Consider the following 16,736-nt stretch of genomic DNA (forward strand, 5'->3'; position numbering starts at 1 on the left):
CGGATTGAGTACAGCCTTACAACCTCGCGGTACATAAGAAAACGAGGCAAAACATTTTCCGGCAAGTAAAAAGCTGTACTCTAGTTAGGCAATCTTATTTAAGAGAACAAAGTCTCAAGGAGGGGCAACCTGAAACTATTTTACCAGAGGTGTTAAAAAATATGCATTCAATTTTCAAAGACCAATTTTAATTTTTACCGAACTTATTATACGAGGAGGGATTAACATGAAAAAGTTTTATCTGAACTATGAGGAATGTAAAGGTCTGCTTGTCCGTGTAATTCTCAACAAATTCAGCTGAGAGTTTTATCTGAACTATGAGGAATGTAAAGGCAAGTGGCATTACTTTAAGTGGCGTGACAATCAAAGTTTTATCTGAACTATGAGGAATGTAAAGAAATACGTCTTTTGTTTCGTTGTACTTTTCAAATAAGTTTTATCTGAACTATGAGGAATGTAAAGCTTTATTGTTTGCCGCGGTTCTTGCCGCGGCCTTTTGTTTTATCTGAACTATGAGGAATGTAAAGAGTAAATTTTCTAATACACTTTTTGTATATAATATGGTTTTATCTGAACTATGAGGAATGTAAAGCCCGCAAGAATGACCTTGTCGCCAACTTTCATATTGTTTTATCTGAACTATGAGGAATGTAAAGTACTGTCTAATCTAACACGTGATGCGACAACACCACGTTTTATCTGAACTATGAGGAATGTAAAGAAGTGTCAATGTTAAAAAGTATACCCGATAGGTCCGGTTTTATCTGAACTATGAGGAATGTAAAGAACAAAAACATCATCCAGATTTCACCGTCAAATCTTCGTTTTATCTGAACTATGAGGAATGTAAAGGAAGAATGGGGAAATGTTCAAAGTCTCACTGATATTGTTTTATCTGAACTATGAGGAATGTAAAGAGCTTTGGATCAGGCTATTTCTAGTCGATTGGATACTGTTTTATCTGAACTATGAGGAATGTAAAGTATATATATGTTGTATACTATAGTGACGGCAACAAGTGTTTTATCTGAACTATGAGGAATGTAAAGGTTATTAAAGGTATCACAATCTATAGAGATGGTTCACGTTTTATCTGAACTATGAGGAATGTAAAGAAAACTCTTTGCGCCTCTTCGAGTTCATCCTCAAGCAGTTTTATCTGAACTATGAGGAATGTAAAGTTTTGTCTCTTTACTCATCGTCATCGTCACCCCCATGTTTTATCTGAACTATGAGGAATGTAAAGTTCTGTCTGTGCGGAATATTCATTTTTCAAAGACACCGTTTTATCTGAACTATGAGGAATGTAAAGTCTTCTAAGATCTCGATTTGTGTGTTTTCGATATTTGTGTTTTATCTGAACTATGAGGAATGTAAAGGAGATCTGGTCTATACTCTTTTTGTACGTATCTTCCAGTTTTATCTGAACTATGAGGAATGTAAAGTAGCGAAGCTTTCTCAAATCCATTAAATTCGAAGGTGTTTTATCTGAACTATGAGGAATGTAAAGTATTGTAAGGCAGTTACATTCAAGTGGAGTAAATAAGTTTTATCTGAACTATGAGGAATGTAAAGTAGCTCAATATCTTCAAAGTGTTTCAACGATTTTAGGTTTTATCTGAACTATGAGGAATGTAAAGATCGACAACAAAGACAAAAAAATATTACTTGAATACACTATACGATTTAAAAAAATATGATGGGAGGGATAATATGCGCAGAGCATATTTTTTGGTGAGTGAGAAAACCTATAAATTATTTAGGCGCAGGTTAAGATTCAATGAATTAAAAAAGTATGGTAAAACGTTTTATATCACGGCAGACTCAATACAAAGACGGGGCAAGCACAAAGACGGGTATTTTGTACGACCGCGTGAATTGGCATATATGAAAATATTGCTCAATGAAAACGATATAGAAGTACTTGGTCACTATGTAATATTCTCCAATGAACTGACAGAAGCAACAGAAGAAGAGCGCAAGATAATGGAACAGATGGCAGAAGAGGATTACCATGAATTGTGTGAAATTACCAGCAAGGAAAAGGAGGAGAAATTAGTATGACAGAAAAAACAAAGGTAACGGAAAACGTTGAAACAACAAACGAACAGACACCGCAAGATATTGTACCAGTCACGCAAGAATCAACACAGCAAAACATTCTAATGTACATTACTGATGATATGGTCAGCACACTAAAGCAAAGGTATGATATGTTTAGGAAGTTACAAAAAGAAGTCTTGGAAGAGAACATTGACTACGGCTTTCCAGCAAGATAAAAATCACCTGACCAAAATCCATCATTGCACAAATCAGGCGCAGAAAAGTTATCGAACTATTTGGGCTTATACCTGAGTTTATCGAATTAAAATCAATCGAAGAAAGAACTTTTGTTATATATAAATTCTGTTGTGAACTGAGAACACAAGATGGCAGAGTTATTGGTATTTGGATATGGCGTTGCAACAAGCGATGAAAAAGTACACTGGAAACAGACTCCACTTGACAACGCAAATACGATAATCAAGATAGCTAAGAAACGAAGTCACGTTGGTGCAGTATTAAATAACTTAAGCACATCAAATGTATTTACGCAAAATTTAGAAGACTATGAGCCAGGGCAAATTTATGCAGCACAAGCACAACCAACGCAAAAACAAGTAATACAATAATCGACACAGCAAACAAAGAATAAGCAAGCAGCTAAGTCAAGCGACAAACAAAAGAAATACTTTTGGGAATTAGTGTTTTATCGAACTATGATGAATGTAAAAAATGATGAATTGGAGGCAAGAGCAAAGTAGGCAGAGTTTTATCTAAAATATAGGAATTTAAACTTTTTATAACGTTTTAAAAGCATTCCCAAACACCCTTGCGCATATAATTGTGCAAGGGTATTTTTTATTCAAGAAAAGTGAATTTTAGTATATAATTGTTTGAGAAAGTGAAAAAGAAAAGGGGGAGTTGTTTTTGAATAAGAAGTTCGTTGCTGTTTTTTGGCTTCTTGTGCTTACGTTTCTGTGGGGGTTGACTTTTCCTATTCAGAAGTTGGTTCTTGTAGAAGAAGTTTCGCCGTTTTTGTACAATGCCGTTCGGTTTTGGATAGCGACTATTTTGTCTGCTTTTATGTTTCGAAAGTCTGATTGGAAACGTGGAGTCATTCTTGGTGTTGTTATGGGGATTGCGTACGCAACGCAAACGTGGGGATTGACTATCACGACCTCAACAAAAAGTGGGTTTATAACTTCTCTTTATATAGTTATTGTGCCGTTTTTCTCTTTTTTGATTGAAAAGGAGAAGATTAAGCCATTACAAGTTGTTGGGTTTGCTGGTGCGATAGTTGGTATGTATTTGCTTAGCAGCGGTGGGTTGACTGGTTTCAATTTTGGGGACTTTCTAACCACTATTTGTGGTGTTATGTACGCATTGCATGTTGTTTTAATCACGCATTTTTCAAAGGAAACAAGTGAGTATAGTTTGCTTACTCCGCAATTTCTTACAGTTGCCCTTTTAAATACTTTTCTTAATTTTTTCTATACAAAGCCAAATTGGAGTTTTAATTTACCTGCGCTTGGTGTTGCCGCATTTACCGCAGTAACAGCCACGATTGTTGCGATAATAATTCAGGCAAAATACCAAAGGGTTGTAGGGAGTAACATTTCAGCACTTATATTCGTCGGTGAACCCGTTTTTGCAATGGTTCTTTCCATGATTATTTTGCATGAGAGAATAACTCTCCTGCAGGGAGTTGGTATAATATTGATGATGGTGTCGATTATTATGGGAGTTGTTGAAACAAAAGAAAAATGAATTAAGGGTGATAGCGTGTGAGAGGAGAGAGTAAAAGTGATAAGCATAAATAAGCTTTCAATCGCATTCCCACAGAAGAATTTGTTTTCAAATTTCAACGCCACAGTTTTTCCAAGAGATAGGATAGGTTTGATGGGGAAAAACGGTTGCGGGAAGAGTACTTTGCTAAAAGCGATAGCTGGTATATTCAAAGATTACAGTGGAGAGATTAATGTTTCAGGTAAAGTACTGTATATGGACCAGTACAGGACATTTGATGCGTCGACGCCTTTTGAGTATTATTCACAAGTGGCGGATACTCCGGAAAAGCAAAGGCAAGTTAGGAGTATATTGAAGGGTTTGGGGTTCAATGAGGATGATTGGAATAGAAATATTTCAACTTTTAGCGGTGGAGAGAAGACAAGATTGCAATTGGGGAGACTTTTTATAGAAGAGCCTGATTTTCTTTTACTCGATGAGCCAACTAATTTTCTCGATATTGAGAGTATAGAGTTCCTTAAGAGTTTGCTCAAATCGTACAAAGGTGGGTATATAATTATATCCCACGATAGGGATTTTTTAAGGAGTGTGTGTGATAAGTTTTGGGAGATAAATAATGAGCGCGTTTGGATTTTCGATATGGATTTTGATAGATACCACCTTGAAAGGCAAAGGATAATGGAAACACAACGTCGTCAAGTTGCAAATATCCAGAAGGAAATTGAAAGGCTTAGAACGATTATCGATAGGTACAAAAAGTGGGGAAGAGAGAAATTTACTAAGCAGGCGAAGAGTAAAGAGAAGATGCTCGAAAAGATGTTAGAGGAACTTGAAAATATGCCAAATCTTTATTTGGAGGAAGAGGAAAAGAAGATAGGCATACCTGAACCTGAAAATACAGGGTATATGGTATTGGAAGTTAAGGATGTAAGCTGGAATAATTTATTGAAAAATGTCTCTTTTACAGTGTACCAGAAAGATAAGATAGCGATTGTCGGTCCGAATGGTTCTGGTAAAACAACTTTGCTAAAGATAATCACAAATCAAATACCGTACTCTGGAAGTGTAAATTACGGTTACAAGGTGAATGTGGCTTATGTAGACCAATTTGTTGACCAGTTAGATTTGGAAAATACCGTTTTTGATGAGATATTCGATGAGATGCCAGATAAGCCTGATTACGTTATACGCGCATATGCTGGTAGATTTGGCTTCAAAGGTGAGGATGTATTTAAAACGATAGATTCATTAAGCGGTGGAGAAAGGCAAATTCTTGCGCTTGCAAAGATACTTCTTCGAAAGCCTAATCTGCTTATTTTGGACGAGCCTACAAACCATATGGACCTTGAAACTGTCGAGGCACTTGAAGATGCTTTGAAAGAATACAAAGGTGGTATTATTATCGTATCACACGATTTGGAACTGATTAGGAATGTGTGTAATAGGTTTTTGAGTATAAAGGATGGTAAAATTATAGAAGTTGATGAGCCTGTGTTTTTCGCAAAGCAGGTGAAAAAAGAGGAGAAAGTTAAGAATATTGATTTTGAAGAGAAAAAGAAATTGAAAAATCAATTAAAAAGCTCTAAGAAGAAGTTAGAAGAGCTTGAGCAGAGAGAGAAAGAGATAAGCTCAAGGATAGATGAAATAGATTCTCAGATGTCTTATTTAAATGATTACGTTAAGTTAATGAATTTAACAAAAGAAAAGCAAGAACTTGAGGAAGAGCAATTAAATATTTTGGAGGAGATGGAAAATTTGAAAGTTAAAATTTCAGAATTAGAAAAGACTGTTGGAGAATGAAAATGGTGATTTCGAGGTGTTTGTATGGATGATTTGAGGTTTATAATCTCAGATCGTTTTCAATTCGAATTATCACAAGATGATTTACCATTTTTTTCAGAGCGCAGGATGATAAAGGCTAATCCTGTTTTGCTTGTATTCAAAATCAACGATAGAAACGAGGAAATTGGTTTTGTTGAATTTGATGTGCGCGTGGTAAATAAAAACGCTTACATGACTTATTTTTTGAAAAAACAGTATCGTGGCAAAGGTTTGGGTAGAGAGATGGTGAAAAAGGCTATTGATTTTGCGTTTAATGAATTGAATTTAAACAGGATAACCGCCGAAGTGTACGAGTACAATACGGCTTCGATTAAAATTTTGGAAAGTCTTGGATTTATCCAAGAAGGCAGGCTTAGGAAAGCAAAATTTCATAATTCGAGATTTTGGGATATAATTGTGTATGGGTTGTTGAGAGAGGACATATAATTGGGGGTGTAATTGTGAGTAAAAAAGATAAAGAACTTATAATCGGTGCTCATATGCCTATAGGTGGTGGATTTGCTCGAGTTCCAAGAGAAACAATAGAAATCGGTGGTAATGCATTCCAGATATTCCCACACAATCCACGGCAGTGGAATGCCAAGTTACCAAATGAGGATGATGTAGTACACTTTCTCAGGGACGTAAAAAAGTACAATTTAAATCCAGAATACTTTCTGTGCCATTCGGGATATCTTGTTAACGTAGCAAGCCCAAGAGATGATGTCTGGGAAAAATCGGTTGAGTTACTCGCAATAGAGATGAAGATTTGCGCAAAACTTGGGATAAAATATTTGAACATTCACCCTGGAAGTCACCTTGGTGAAGGTGAAGAAGTCGGAATTGAGAGGATTGTTAAGGCACTGAATTTGGTTATGGAAAAGGAAAAGAGTGTACATATAATGCTTGAGAATGTGGTAATGAAGGGTGGGAATATAGGTTACAATTTTTCTCAGATGAGGAGGATTATAGAGCAGTGTAAGTATCCTGAAAGGATAGGTCTAACTTTCGATACATGCCACGGGTACGACGCGGGGTACGATGTAACTAAACCGGAAGGTATTAAAAAGTTGTTGGAAGAGATAGATAGAGAAGTGGGAATTGGTAGGATTAAATTTGTCCACCTTAACGATACGAAAAATACTTTAGGTTCAAATAAAGATAGGCACGAAAATATTGGAAATGGTAATTTGGGTGTTGAAGGGTTGAAGGTATTTCTGAGTAATCCAGTATTTTCATCTTTGCCATTGCTTCTTGAGACCCCTGGAGATAACCCGGAACATGCCGAAGATATTGCGAAGATTAAAGAAATATATGATTCGATAGAAGCGCCAAATTAAAAGGAGTTGAGTATTTTGAGTTTGAACACTCAAGAGATGGAATTTAGTGAGAGGTTCAATGCACCAGTTAGTGAAGTGTGGAAAGTTTTCTATAATCCAAACGGTTGGGACCCATGGTTCACAGATGGTATGAAGATTTCTGAAGACGGTGAGATTTATTTTAGGTGGTTCAGGCTAACCGATGGACAAGTTGTAACGGACAATGGAAAAATAGTTAGTGTTATTAAAGAACGGTTGTTTTCCTTCTGGTGGTACGAATACGAAGATGGTTACCGTTCGTTTGTTGAGATGCACTTCCAACCAACCGGAGATAACGAAACGATAGTGACTGTCAAGGATAGAACGTTGGTAAAAGATGAGGAAGAGCTCCATGTAAGGTATGGTTGTGCTTACGGTTGGGGGCAGATGATGTTGCTCGCGAAGATTTACATAGAGAAAGGATTAATTGTTATATAAAGGGGGGAATTTGCTTGAAAGCAACGATTGTTTTGAACGGCGTATCAAACGGTACGATGTTTATCACAGGTGAGATGTTAATCGCAGCGGATGGTGGAGCGGAAGAATTGAGAAGAAGAAATTTACTTCCTGATGTTATTATCGGTGATTTAGATTCTATATCAGACGAGTCTATTGAATATTTCCAGTCAAAAGGTGTCAAGATACAAGTATACCCTCACGAAAAGGATGAAACAGATTTGGAACTCGCAATAAATTACGCGTTGAAATACGGGGCAACGGAGATTGAGATTTTAAATTGGCAAGGCGAGAGAATTGATATGATTATTGCTATGATAGGTTTGATGAGTAAATATGAAAATATAACCGCGGTAGCTGATAATTGTGAAATTGGTGTGCTTAGCACGGGAGAACATTCTTTAAAAGCCATTAGAGATGAAACTTGGTCTTTCATTCCTTTATGTGAAGCGGATTTCTCGATTTCTGGTTTTAAGTATAAATTCGATGGTAAGATGAGTATAACATCTCCAATAGGTGTAAGTAATGAAGCTTTGGAAAATAACGTTAAAGTCAATGTTAGAAGTGGTAAGGTGGTGTACATACGTTGGAAGAAAAGACCGTTGTGATATTGGGTGCAACAGGTTCGATAGGAACTCAGAGCGTTGATGTTATATCCAAATTGAAAAATTACAAATTGGTTGGGATATCATTTGGAAAGAATAAAAAAATGGCTGAAGAGATTGTTCAAAAGTTTGATGTTGAGTTTTACCATGGTGGCGCTGAGTTATCGGTCGGAAGAAGAGTTGACAGTATAGGCGAGTTATTGGAAATGACTAAGCCTGATATAACTATTTGTGCGATTCCGGGCTTTGAAGGAGTTAAAGCCACAATAGAAGCTTTAAAATACACAAGAAGAATAGCTCTTGCCACGAAAGAGTCGATGGTGTGCGCTGGAAAGTTTGTAAAAGAATTAGCTAAAAAGAATAACGTTGAGATTGTTCCAGTAGATAGTGAACATTCGGCTATATTTCAAATATACGAACCGCATATAGACCATATAGTTATAACCGCATCGGGTGGTGCTGTAAGAGATTTACCACTAGATAAAATAGCGGACCTCACACCTGAAGAAGTCTTAAAACATCCAACGTGGAATATGGGTGGAAGAATAACCGTTGATTCCGCAACGATGGTGAATAAATTTTTTGAAGTGGTTGAAGCGCATGAGTTATTCGATTTACCATACGAAAAGATAGAAGTTTACATTAATCCATCAAGCTTTATCCACGGAATGGTATTTTTGAAGGATGGAACGATAAAAATTCACGCGGGTAAACCAGATATGCGTGTTCCTATCGCTTATTCTTTGACTTACCCTTCAAGAGAATATACTTCATATGTAGCTCAAGTTGATGAATTTGATATGAGGTTATTACCTGTCGAGAAGGCGCGTTATCCTCTCTTCTTCTTCGGACTTGAAATTGCAAAATCAGGGGGACTCGCGGAACGTATAGCTTTCAACAGCGCAGATGAGATAGCTGTGCAATATTTCCTTGAAAAAAAGATTTTATTTGGTAAAATTGAAAAAATAGTAACTAAAACCGTAGAAGAGGTGCAAAAAAGGGCCATAACAGTTAATTCACTCGAAGATGTTTACAAAGTTGACGAACTATCAAGAAAAATAACAGAGGAGGTTTTATATGACTGTATTAATTAACATAATTTCTTTCTTAGCAGTATTCATGTTCATTGTTGTTGTACATGAGTTTGGGCATTTTCTCTTTGCCCGTCTGTTCGGTGTAAAGGTTCACGAATTTGCGATTGGATTTGGACCAGAGATTTTTAGAAAGAAAGGTAAAAAAACAGACTTCAGGATTAACATATTCCCACTTGGTGGGTATGTTCGCTTGAAAGGTGAAGACCCATCTGAAGAGGAAGACCCAGATTCTTTGTATGGAATATCCGCATGGAAGAGATTTCTTGTTGTATTTGCTGGACCTTTATTTTCCATATTAGCGGGATATTTGCTTTTTGTAATCATCATTTCCGCATGGGGATATACACCTATAATCATCGATAAAGTAATCCCTAACTCGGCAGCTGAAGAGGCAGGTTTGAAAGATGGAGATATCGTTTTAAAGTTAAATGGTAAGTACATATTTGATACGGTCGATATGACCGATTCAATAAGAAAGGGAAGAGCTATAGAACTTGAGATTCTTAGAGATGGGCAGAGAATGAATTTAGTGGTCACACCAAAACTTTCTAACGCCCAGTATTATCTTTACCTAAAAGATGTGCGTGGTGATATAGGCGGAAAAATAGAAACGGTAAATAATTTAGAGTTTGAAACGTATGTTAAAAATTACAAGAAAGAGCTAGTTACGATAAAATCTGAAGCAGGAGAGCTTAATTGTGTTATAGATAGTCTAAATTCTTTGCCTGAAAGATACACGATAGGTATTTATTACGGCCAATTTTCAAATGTTTTCGCTAAAGATGTTGAACCATTCAAAGTCGGAGATAATCTACTGCAAGTTGAAGATATGAAAATCCAAAGTGGCACAGATTTACTCGACCTTGTAACAGCTCTTAATCTGAAACCCGATGAGTTATACGTGGTAGCGAATGGTAACGTAGTTGAAAGCGTTGTAAAACCTCTTCCAGAAAGGGTAAAAGTTGTGTACTCAACTTCCAATGGTGAAATTAAGGAAATCGTCTTGGATAAATCAAAATTACTTGAAGCACTTTCAACGCCAGGTGCTTTAAAAGAAAGAAGTACAAGGTTAAAACCAAGGGGTATCGAAGGGATAAAATTAGCAATCGCAAGAAGTAATAGATTAGCGTTGTACATTTGGAAAACATTACCCGGTATATTCGTTGGGAAGAACATTCAAGATGTCACAGGACCTGTTGGAATGGTACAGATAATAGGACAAGCTGCGCAAATTGGTCTTGAAACAATTCTCACCATCGTCGCTGTGATAACAATTAACCTTGGTATATTCAATTTGTTCCCACTGCCAGCACTCGATGGTGGAAGGATAGTATTCGCGTTAATCGAGATGATTACTAGGAAGAAGATAAATAGGAATGTTGAGAATATAATCCATACGATAGGTTTCTTTATACTATTGGGGCTTGTGATATTCATAACGTTTATCGATATTGGAAGATTTTTTAGATAATTCAAATAAATTTTTAAAATAGGGATGATAAAGTATGGATACGGTTATTAAAAGACGTGAAACAAGGGTAGTTAAAGTAGGTAACGCGTTCATCGGTGGTGGTCATCCGATTTCTATTCAATCAATGACTAACACTAATACAGAGAACGTAGAATCGACTATTAATCAAATAAATGAGCTTGAAAAAGCGGGTTGTGAGATTGTAAGGATTTCACTTCCAACTTTGGAAAGCGCAAGGAAAGTTAAAGAAATAAAACAGAGAGTAAGTATTCCAGTGGTTGGTGATATTCATTTCGATTACAAAATCGCTATTGAAGCTATTAAGAATGGGATTGATAAGATAAGGATTAATCCGGGAAATATAGGTGATGAGTCAAAAGTTGAAGAGATTGTCAGAGCTGCAAAGGAATACAAAGTCCCGATAAGAGTAGGGGCAAATAGTGGCTCGTTGCCAAAAGATTTAGAAAATCTTCCAAAGGCTCAAGCGTTAGGTGAGGCGGCATTAAGAGAAGTTAAGATTTTAGAGAAATACGGTTTTGAAGATATAGTGATATCCGTAAAAAGCTCCGATGTATTGGAAACGATTGAGGCGAATAGATACATCGCAAAACTTGTTGATTATCCGCTCCACGTTGGCGTTACGGAAGCGGGAACATTGTACAATTCGCTGATAAAATCTTCAATAGCTTTGGGTGTATTGATTTTAGAAGGGCTTGTTGATACTGTTAGAATATCTATAGCTGGAGCGCCTGTAAACGAGGTTATAGCGGCTAAAAAGTTGTTAACGTTCCTGCATTTACGGAAAGGACCAAATATCGTAGCTTGTCCAACATGCTCGAGAACTGTATTTGACGTTGAAAATGTCGCTTTGGAAGTTGAAAAAATGCTTTCGGATATTGATGAAGAGATAACTGTATCTGTGCTTGGCTGTGTTGTTAATGGAATAGGTGAGGGTAAAGAGGCAGATGTAGGTATAGCTGGTACAAAATCAGGAGTAGTGGTCTTCCACAAAGGTGAGATTGTTGGAACTTTTACGTATGAAATGGGAATGGAGAAATTGAAAGAGTACGTAGAAAAAGTTATAGAAGAGAAAGCGAGTAATAGAAATTTTAGAAATTGGTGATTTCAAGAGGTGGTTGGATGAACATCCTGCTTGTAAACGATGATGGCGTGACAGCACCAGGTATATTATGCGCCGCCAGATATTTGAGTAAAGAGCATTACGTTGTTGTTTCCGCTCCCGAATCAGAGCAAAGCGCTGTGGGGCATGGTATAACGTTGAGATTTCCACTGTGGGCAAGGAAGTTGGATATAAACGAGCCATTCGAGATGTACGCAGTCTCAGGTACACCCGCAGATTGTGTTAAGATAGGACTTGACGTTATATACAAAGACAAGGGTATCATGCCAGATGTTGTGATAAGTGGTATAAATCGTGGTGAAAATTTGGGAACGGATGTTGTTTACTCTGGAACAGTCAGTGGTGCACTGGAGGGAGCGATAGCCGGAGTACCATCGATAGCTATTTCCGTGGCTGATTTCAAAGACCCAATATACGAAACAGGTGCGAGATTCTTATTGAATTTTTTGAAAGAATTCGATGTAAAAAGAATACCAAGATTTACAGCTTTGAATATAAACGTACCTTCAGTGCCGTATGAACAAATCAAAGGTTGGAGGCTGACAAGACAAAGCAAGAGAAGATACGAAGATTACTTCGAAAAAAGAATAGACCCATATGGAAAAGATTACTATTGGATGTTGGGAGATATAATCGAGGATGATCCCGACCCAAAAGCCGATTACAAAGCGCTTAAGGAAGGGTATATCTCCGTAACTCCCATAACGATATTTATGACAAACGAAGAGTTACTTAAAGAATTGGAGGGAATATACGGTGACGGTAAGAATTTTAGGTGATCCTATACTGAGAAAAAAGGCTCAGTCGGTAACAGATTTTGCTCAAGTAAGAGCGATAATTGAGGAATTCAAATTGACGATGTACGAACAAGATGGCGTCGGGCTCGCTGCACCACAAGTTGGTATATCTCTAAGATTCTTTGGAATGGACGATGGAAGCGGTTTTAAGATGATAGTCAATCCTGAAATCATAGAAAAGTCAGAAGAAAAAGAATTAGGAGAAGAAGGGTGTTTAAGCGTTCCTGGTGTTTTTGCTGATGTGTTGAGACACAAGTGGATTAGAGTCCGATACCAAGATGAACACGGAACCTACCATGAAGAGCTTTTGGAAGGTTATCCAGCGAGAATTTTTCAACATGAGTATGACCATCTCGATGGAGTACTTTTCATAGACCATCTAGATTCAAAAACAAGAACAGCTTTGGCACAACAATTGAAAAAAATAATGGAGGAAAGCAGGAAAAATAAAGAAAGTAAAGGAAAAAAGTGAACAAAATAATTGGAGGTGGGTTAAATGACGGAAAAAGTTAAGAAGACGTTCACCATAGATTATGAACTCGATATTCTTAACAAAAAAATCAGCGTAAATGGGTTACCGGAAAAAGACCTTAAAGATTTTCTTGATGAGCTAAAGAGGTCAAACGATTTCTTAGCTAAAATGCTCTATAACAACATTATCGAAACCGCGATTACAGAGATGCGTGTCATGGCATGGACTGGGATGGATATAAAAGAATGGCTTAAATCAGTTGGGCATGAAGAGTAACTTTTAGAAAATCTGAAAGCTAGAAATAACTGTAAGCTTTTAAACGTCGGGAAGAAATCCCGACGTTTTTTTATTTTCAACGCAAATATAATACTCCCATTAAACAAAAACACATTTTTTACGAAACAAGTTACATTGATATAATCATTCTAAAGTTGAAAACCTGAACTTGTTTAAAGGAGGCTTAACTTATGAAAAATTACTATTTCGATGAAAAACAAAGATTCGTTATTGAAAATTACAATTCATCTAAACCATTCGCAAGTTTCCTACCGGGAATAGCCGGTAAAAAAGGCATTCCGCTGTGGGTCTTTTACGTCAACAGAGGTCAGGGGATTGCTTCTTTTGGTATTGCCCACAAAGACAACCCAATAATGGAATTTCACCCTGCTTTTAGAAGCTATCAAACTGTATTTACGCATGGTTTTAGAACGTTTATAAAAGAAAAAGGCATGATATACGAACCATTCCAATATCCAAAAAATAAGGCTGTTTCCCAAAAGATGCACATCGGTATAAACGAGCTTGAATTGGTTGAAACAAACCAAGAAAAAGGTATAGAGACTTCCGTACTTTACTTTACACTTTCACAAGAGAAAATCGCCGCTTTGGTAAGGATAGTTACACTTAAAAATACCTCAGATAGTGATAAACAACTCGAGGTCTTAGACGGCTTACCAACGGTTATACCTTACGGGATTAACGATTATGGACTTAAGCACGTTGGTAACACATTAAAAGCGTGGATGGAAGTTTACAACCTCGAGAGTGGGATTCCCATTTTCAAAATGCGTTCTTCTACGGAAGATACAGTTGAAGTAAAAGAATTCTCTGAAGGGAATTTTTACACATCGGTTATTCAGAATAACAATGAAACAACACATGCGAAGATGATAATAGATACAGACCTTGTATTTGGTTACAACACGTCTTTTGATTATCCAAGTGTGTTCGCTGATGTTTCATTGAGTGAATTAATAAATAGAAAGCAAATAAAAACAAATAAAGTACCGTGCGCATTCGCGCCTGTTTCTGTAACACTAAAACCTGGTGAGAGTATAAAGATTTATTCCGTAACAGGTCATGCACCAGATACTTCAGTACTTGATGAGTATAAATCTAAATTTACCAATCCAAAGTATTTTGAAGAAAAATACATCGAAGGAAATGAGATAATCAAAGAAATTACGCGCGATATCGATACAGAGACGTCTTCAAAACTTTTCAATGAATATTCCAAGCAGAGTTACCTTGATAACCTTCTTAGAGGTGGTTACCCTATAGTTTTCAAAAATGGTGAAAAACCACGAGTTTATCATATATACTCAAGGAAACACGGGGATTTAGAAAGAGACTATAACTATTTTGTGCTTCTTCCTGAATATTATTCAAGCGGAAATGGAAACTACAGAGATGTCAATCAAAACAGAAGAAACGACGTTTATTTCAATCCTTTCATTGAAAGGTACAATGTAAAATTCTTCATGAACCTTATACAAACCGATGGATACAATCCACTTGTAATCAACGGAGTCAGGTACAAAATATCACCTGAAAATCTTGGAATAATCGATGAACTTGTCGAAGAAAATTACACCAGCAGAGTTAAAGAATTCCTATCGAAAAACACGTTCACACCTGGAAAGGTTTCTATGTTCTTAGAAAGAGAGAATATATCACTCAAAGTTGACGAGGAGGAATTCCTAAGACGTATTATCGAGATATCAGATGAAGAAACAGACGCTGTACATGGTGAAGGTTTCTGGACAGACCATTGGACGTACAACCTTGCCCTTATAGAAAGCTATTTAGAGATTTATCCCGATAGGGAGGAAAATCTTCTTTTCGATGATAAAGATTACACGTATTACGATAATTACATGGTAGTCTTACCACGAGAAAGAAGGTACGTTTACGTCGATGGAAAGGTAAGACAGTACAATTCTCTTGTCGAAGATAAAGAAAAAAGAAAGCTAATCGAGTCAAGAAACGAATACAAGAACGTTATGAGAATATCTAAAGGCACAGGTGAAATTTATCGAACAACGTTGATTTCCAAACTTATCAATCTTGCAGCTATAAAGTTTTCAACCACAGACCCGTGCGGTGTTGGAATTGAAATGGAGGCTGGAAAACCTGGTTGGTATGATGCGCTCAACGGCTTACCGGGACTATTTGGCTCTTCTGTCAACGAAACTTTCGAACTCGTTAGACTTTTGAATTTCGTTATAGAAAAACTTAACAATTACAAAGGAAAGGCTGTGCTATTGCCAATTGAGGTAAGTAAATTGATTGATGAAGAAGTAAAATTAGTGGAAGAATTTGAAAAATCAAACGAGGACCTAGAAATTAAAAATTACAAGTACTGGAACGATATATCTGATTTAAGGGAAAAATACCGTGAAGAAACAAAATATGGATTTACTGGTGAAGAAGTCGAATGCAAGAGCGAAGAACTCGCTCAAAGACTTGAGAAGCTGAGAAATAAATTATTAAAAGCTTTGGACAAAGCGATAGAAGAAAATAACGGTATTATGCCCGCTTACTATTACTATGAGGCTGAAAAATACGAAATAATTTGCGAAGAAAATGGGCAAAAGTACGTTAAAGTACTCAAATTCAAGCAAAAGAAAATGCCTCTATTTTTGGAAGGTATCGTTAGGGGATTCAAAGTTTACAAGATATACAAAGGTAAAGAATTTCTTAGAAATGTCTATCATAAAGTCAAAGAAAGCCCGTTATTTGATGAAAAGCTTAAGATGTACAAAGTTAACGCGTCGCTTAGCGATCAGCCAATTGAAATAGGTAGGGCGAAAGCGTTTACACCAGGTTGGCTTGAAAACGAATCCATATGGTTACATATGGAGTACAAATACATGCTAGAAGTGATAAAAGCCGGCTTATACGATGAATTTTACAGTGACTTCAAGAATGTTTTCATACCATTCTTAGACCCAGCTGTGTATGGTAGAAGCACGCTCGAAAATTCTTCATTTATAGCGAGTAGCGCAAATCCAGACGAATCCGTGCATGGTAACGGTTTCGTCGCAAGGTTATCCGGAGCAACCGCAGAATTTTTAAGCATTTGGAAGCTTATGTTCATCGGTGAAAAGCCATTTAGATATGAAAATGGAAAATTGATACTTACCTTCAACCCAGCGTTACCTTCTTGGCTCTTTGATGAAAACGGCACGGTATCATTCAACTTCCTTGGCAAATGCAAAGTGATTTACCATAACTATTCAAAACAAGACACTTACAAACTCAATCCAGAAAAACAAAAGATAGTACTACATACAAAAGATGGAGAAAAAATAACTTTAAACAACAATAAAATCGAAAACCCATATGCAGAAATGGTAAGAAATTTGAAAATAGAAAAGATAGAAGTTTACTTGGATTAAAAACCATTTCAAAAATCAAGGATTAAAGCTACCAGATAATTTCTGGTAGCTT

16 protein-coding genes and 1 CRISPR repeat array are annotated in these 16,736 nt (G+C 36.7%); all 16 genes read left to right on the forward strand.

What is annotated here, in order from left to right:
- The first annotated feature begins 234 nt into the window (after positions 1-234).
- Positions 235-1,640: direct repeats of the CRISPR family, unit length 29 nt; unit sequence GTTTTATCTGAACTATGAGGAATGTAAAG.
- 73 nt (positions 1,641-1,713) lie between these two features.
- A complete protein-coding gene (locus AS161_RS02555; protein WP_164541698.1) occupies positions 1,714-2,064 on the forward strand; it encodes a hypothetical protein in 351 nt (116 codons plus the stop codon).
- Positions 2,061-2,279 carry a hypothetical protein gene (locus AS161_RS02560; protein WP_164541699.1) on the forward strand — a complete coding sequence of 73 codons (219 nt, stop codon included), beginning with the start codon at positions 2,061-2,063 and terminating at the stop codon, positions 2,277-2,279. Before AS161_RS02555 ends, AS161_RS02560 begins: the two co-directional genes overlap by 4 nt.
- A 150-nt stretch (positions 2,280-2,429) precedes the next feature.
- A complete protein-coding gene (locus tag AS161_RS02565; protein ID WP_164541700.1) occupies positions 2,430-2,672 on the forward strand; it encodes a hypothetical protein in 243 nt (80 codons plus the stop codon).
- Between the two features lie 298 nt (positions 2,673-2,970).
- A complete protein-coding gene (locus AS161_RS02570) occupies positions 2,971-3,810 on the forward strand; it encodes a DMT family transporter (RefSeq protein ID WP_011994109.1) in 840 nt (279 codons plus the stop codon).
- Between the two features lie 36 nt (positions 3,811-3,846).
- A complete protein-coding gene (gene abc-f / locus AS161_RS02575) occupies positions 3,847-5,589 on the forward strand; it encodes a ribosomal protection-like ABC-F family protein (RefSeq protein ID WP_011994110.1) in 1,743 nt (580 codons plus the stop codon).
- A gap of 24 nt (positions 5,590-5,613) precedes the next feature.
- Positions 5,614-6,057, forward strand: coding sequence for a GNAT family protein (locus tag AS161_RS02580; RefSeq protein ID WP_011994111.1), 444 nt, complete (start codon positions 5,614-5,616; stop codon positions 6,055-6,057).
- 14 nt (positions 6,058-6,071) lie between these two features.
- Positions 6,072-6,950, forward strand: coding sequence for a deoxyribonuclease IV (locus AS161_RS02585; RefSeq protein WP_011994112.1), 879 nt, complete (start codon positions 6,072-6,074; stop codon positions 6,948-6,950).
- A gap of 15 nt (positions 6,951-6,965) precedes the next feature.
- Entirely contained in the window at positions 6,966-7,406 is a 441-nt protein-coding gene (locus tag AS161_RS02590; protein WP_011994113.1) for an SRPBCC domain-containing protein, read from the forward strand.
- A 14-nt stretch (positions 7,407-7,420) separates the two neighbouring features.
- Positions 7,421-8,032 (forward strand): thiamine diphosphokinase, encoded by a 612-nt coding sequence (locus AS161_RS02595; protein ID WP_164541701.1) that lies wholly within the window; start codon positions 7,421-7,423, stop codon positions 8,030-8,032.
- Positions 8,011-9,123 carry a 1-deoxy-D-xylulose-5-phosphate reductoisomerase gene (dxr, locus tag AS161_RS02600; protein WP_164541702.1) on the forward strand — a complete coding sequence of 371 codons (1,113 nt, stop codon included), beginning with the start codon at positions 8,011-8,013 and terminating at the stop codon, positions 9,121-9,123. The genes AS161_RS02595 and dxr overlap by 22 nt, the downstream gene beginning before the upstream one ends.
- Positions 9,107-10,594, forward strand: coding sequence for a site-2 protease family protein (locus AS161_RS02605; protein ID WP_011994116.1), 1,488 nt, complete (start codon positions 9,107-9,109; stop codon positions 10,592-10,594). The genes dxr and AS161_RS02605 overlap by 17 nt, the downstream gene beginning before the upstream one ends.
- A gap of 34 nt (positions 10,595-10,628) precedes the next feature.
- Entirely contained in the window at positions 10,629-11,717 is a 1,089-nt protein-coding gene (gene ispG, locus AS161_RS02610) for a flavodoxin-dependent (E)-4-hydroxy-3-methylbut-2-enyl-diphosphate synthase (RefSeq protein WP_011994117.1), read from the forward strand.
- A 17-nt stretch (positions 11,718-11,734) separates the two neighbouring features.
- Positions 11,735-12,514, forward strand: coding sequence for a 5'/3'-nucleotidase SurE (surE, locus tag AS161_RS02615; protein WP_164541703.1), 780 nt, complete (start codon positions 11,735-11,737; stop codon positions 12,512-12,514).
- Entirely contained in the window at positions 12,492-13,004 is a 513-nt protein-coding gene (gene def / locus AS161_RS02620; protein WP_164541704.1) for a peptide deformylase, read from the forward strand. The genes surE and def overlap by 23 nt, the downstream gene beginning before the upstream one ends.
- Before the next feature lie 24 nt (positions 13,005-13,028).
- Positions 13,029-13,280, forward strand: coding sequence for a hypothetical protein (locus tag AS161_RS02625; RefSeq protein WP_011994120.1), 252 nt, complete (start codon positions 13,029-13,031; stop codon positions 13,278-13,280).
- A gap of 191 nt (positions 13,281-13,471) precedes the next feature.
- On the forward strand, positions 13,472-16,684 hold the full coding sequence (locus AS161_RS02630; RefSeq protein ID WP_164541705.1) for a DUF3201 domain-containing protein: 3,213 nt from the start codon (positions 13,472-13,474) through the stop codon (positions 16,682-16,684).
- Positions 16,685-16,736 lie beyond the last annotated feature (52 nt).

This window comes from Fervidobacterium sp. 2310opik-2, assembly GCF_011057735.1.
Taxonomy (GTDB): Bacteria; Thermotogota; Thermotogae; order Thermotogales; family Fervidobacteriaceae; genus Fervidobacterium; species Fervidobacterium nodosum.

Excerpts from the sequence above, each read along its gene's own strand:
- AS161_RS02555 (WP_164541698.1), top strand. The coding sequence starts at position 1,714 with ATGCGCAGAGCATATTTTTTGGTGAGTGAGAAAACCTATAAATTATTT.
- AS161_RS02560 (WP_164541699.1), top strand. The coding sequence starts at position 2,061 with ATGACAGAAAAAACAAAGGTAACGGAAAACGTTGAAACAACAAACGAA.
- AS161_RS02565 (WP_164541700.1), top strand. The coding sequence starts at position 2,430 with ATGGCAGAGTTATTGGTATTTGGATATGGCGTTGCAACAAGCGATGAA.
- AS161_RS02580 (WP_011994111.1), top strand. The coding sequence starts at position 5,614 with ATGGATGATTTGAGGTTTATAATCTCAGATCGTTTTCAATTCGAATTA.
- AS161_RS02605 (WP_011994116.1), top strand. The coding sequence starts at position 9,107 with ATGACTGTATTAATTAACATAATTTCTTTCTTAGCAGTATTCATGTTC.
- ispG (WP_011994117.1), top strand. The coding sequence starts at position 10,629 with ATGGATACGGTTATTAAAAGACGTGAAACAAGGGTAGTTAAAGTAGGT.
- surE (WP_164541703.1), top strand. The coding sequence starts at position 11,735 with ATGAACATCCTGCTTGTAAACGATGATGGCGTGACAGCACCAGGTATA.
- AS161_RS02625 (WP_011994120.1), top strand. The coding sequence starts at position 13,029 with ATGACGGAAAAAGTTAAGAAGACGTTCACCATAGATTATGAACTCGAT.
- AS161_RS02630 (WP_164541705.1), top strand. The coding sequence starts at position 13,472 with ATGAAAAATTACTATTTCGATGAAAAACAAAGATTCGTTATTGAAAAT.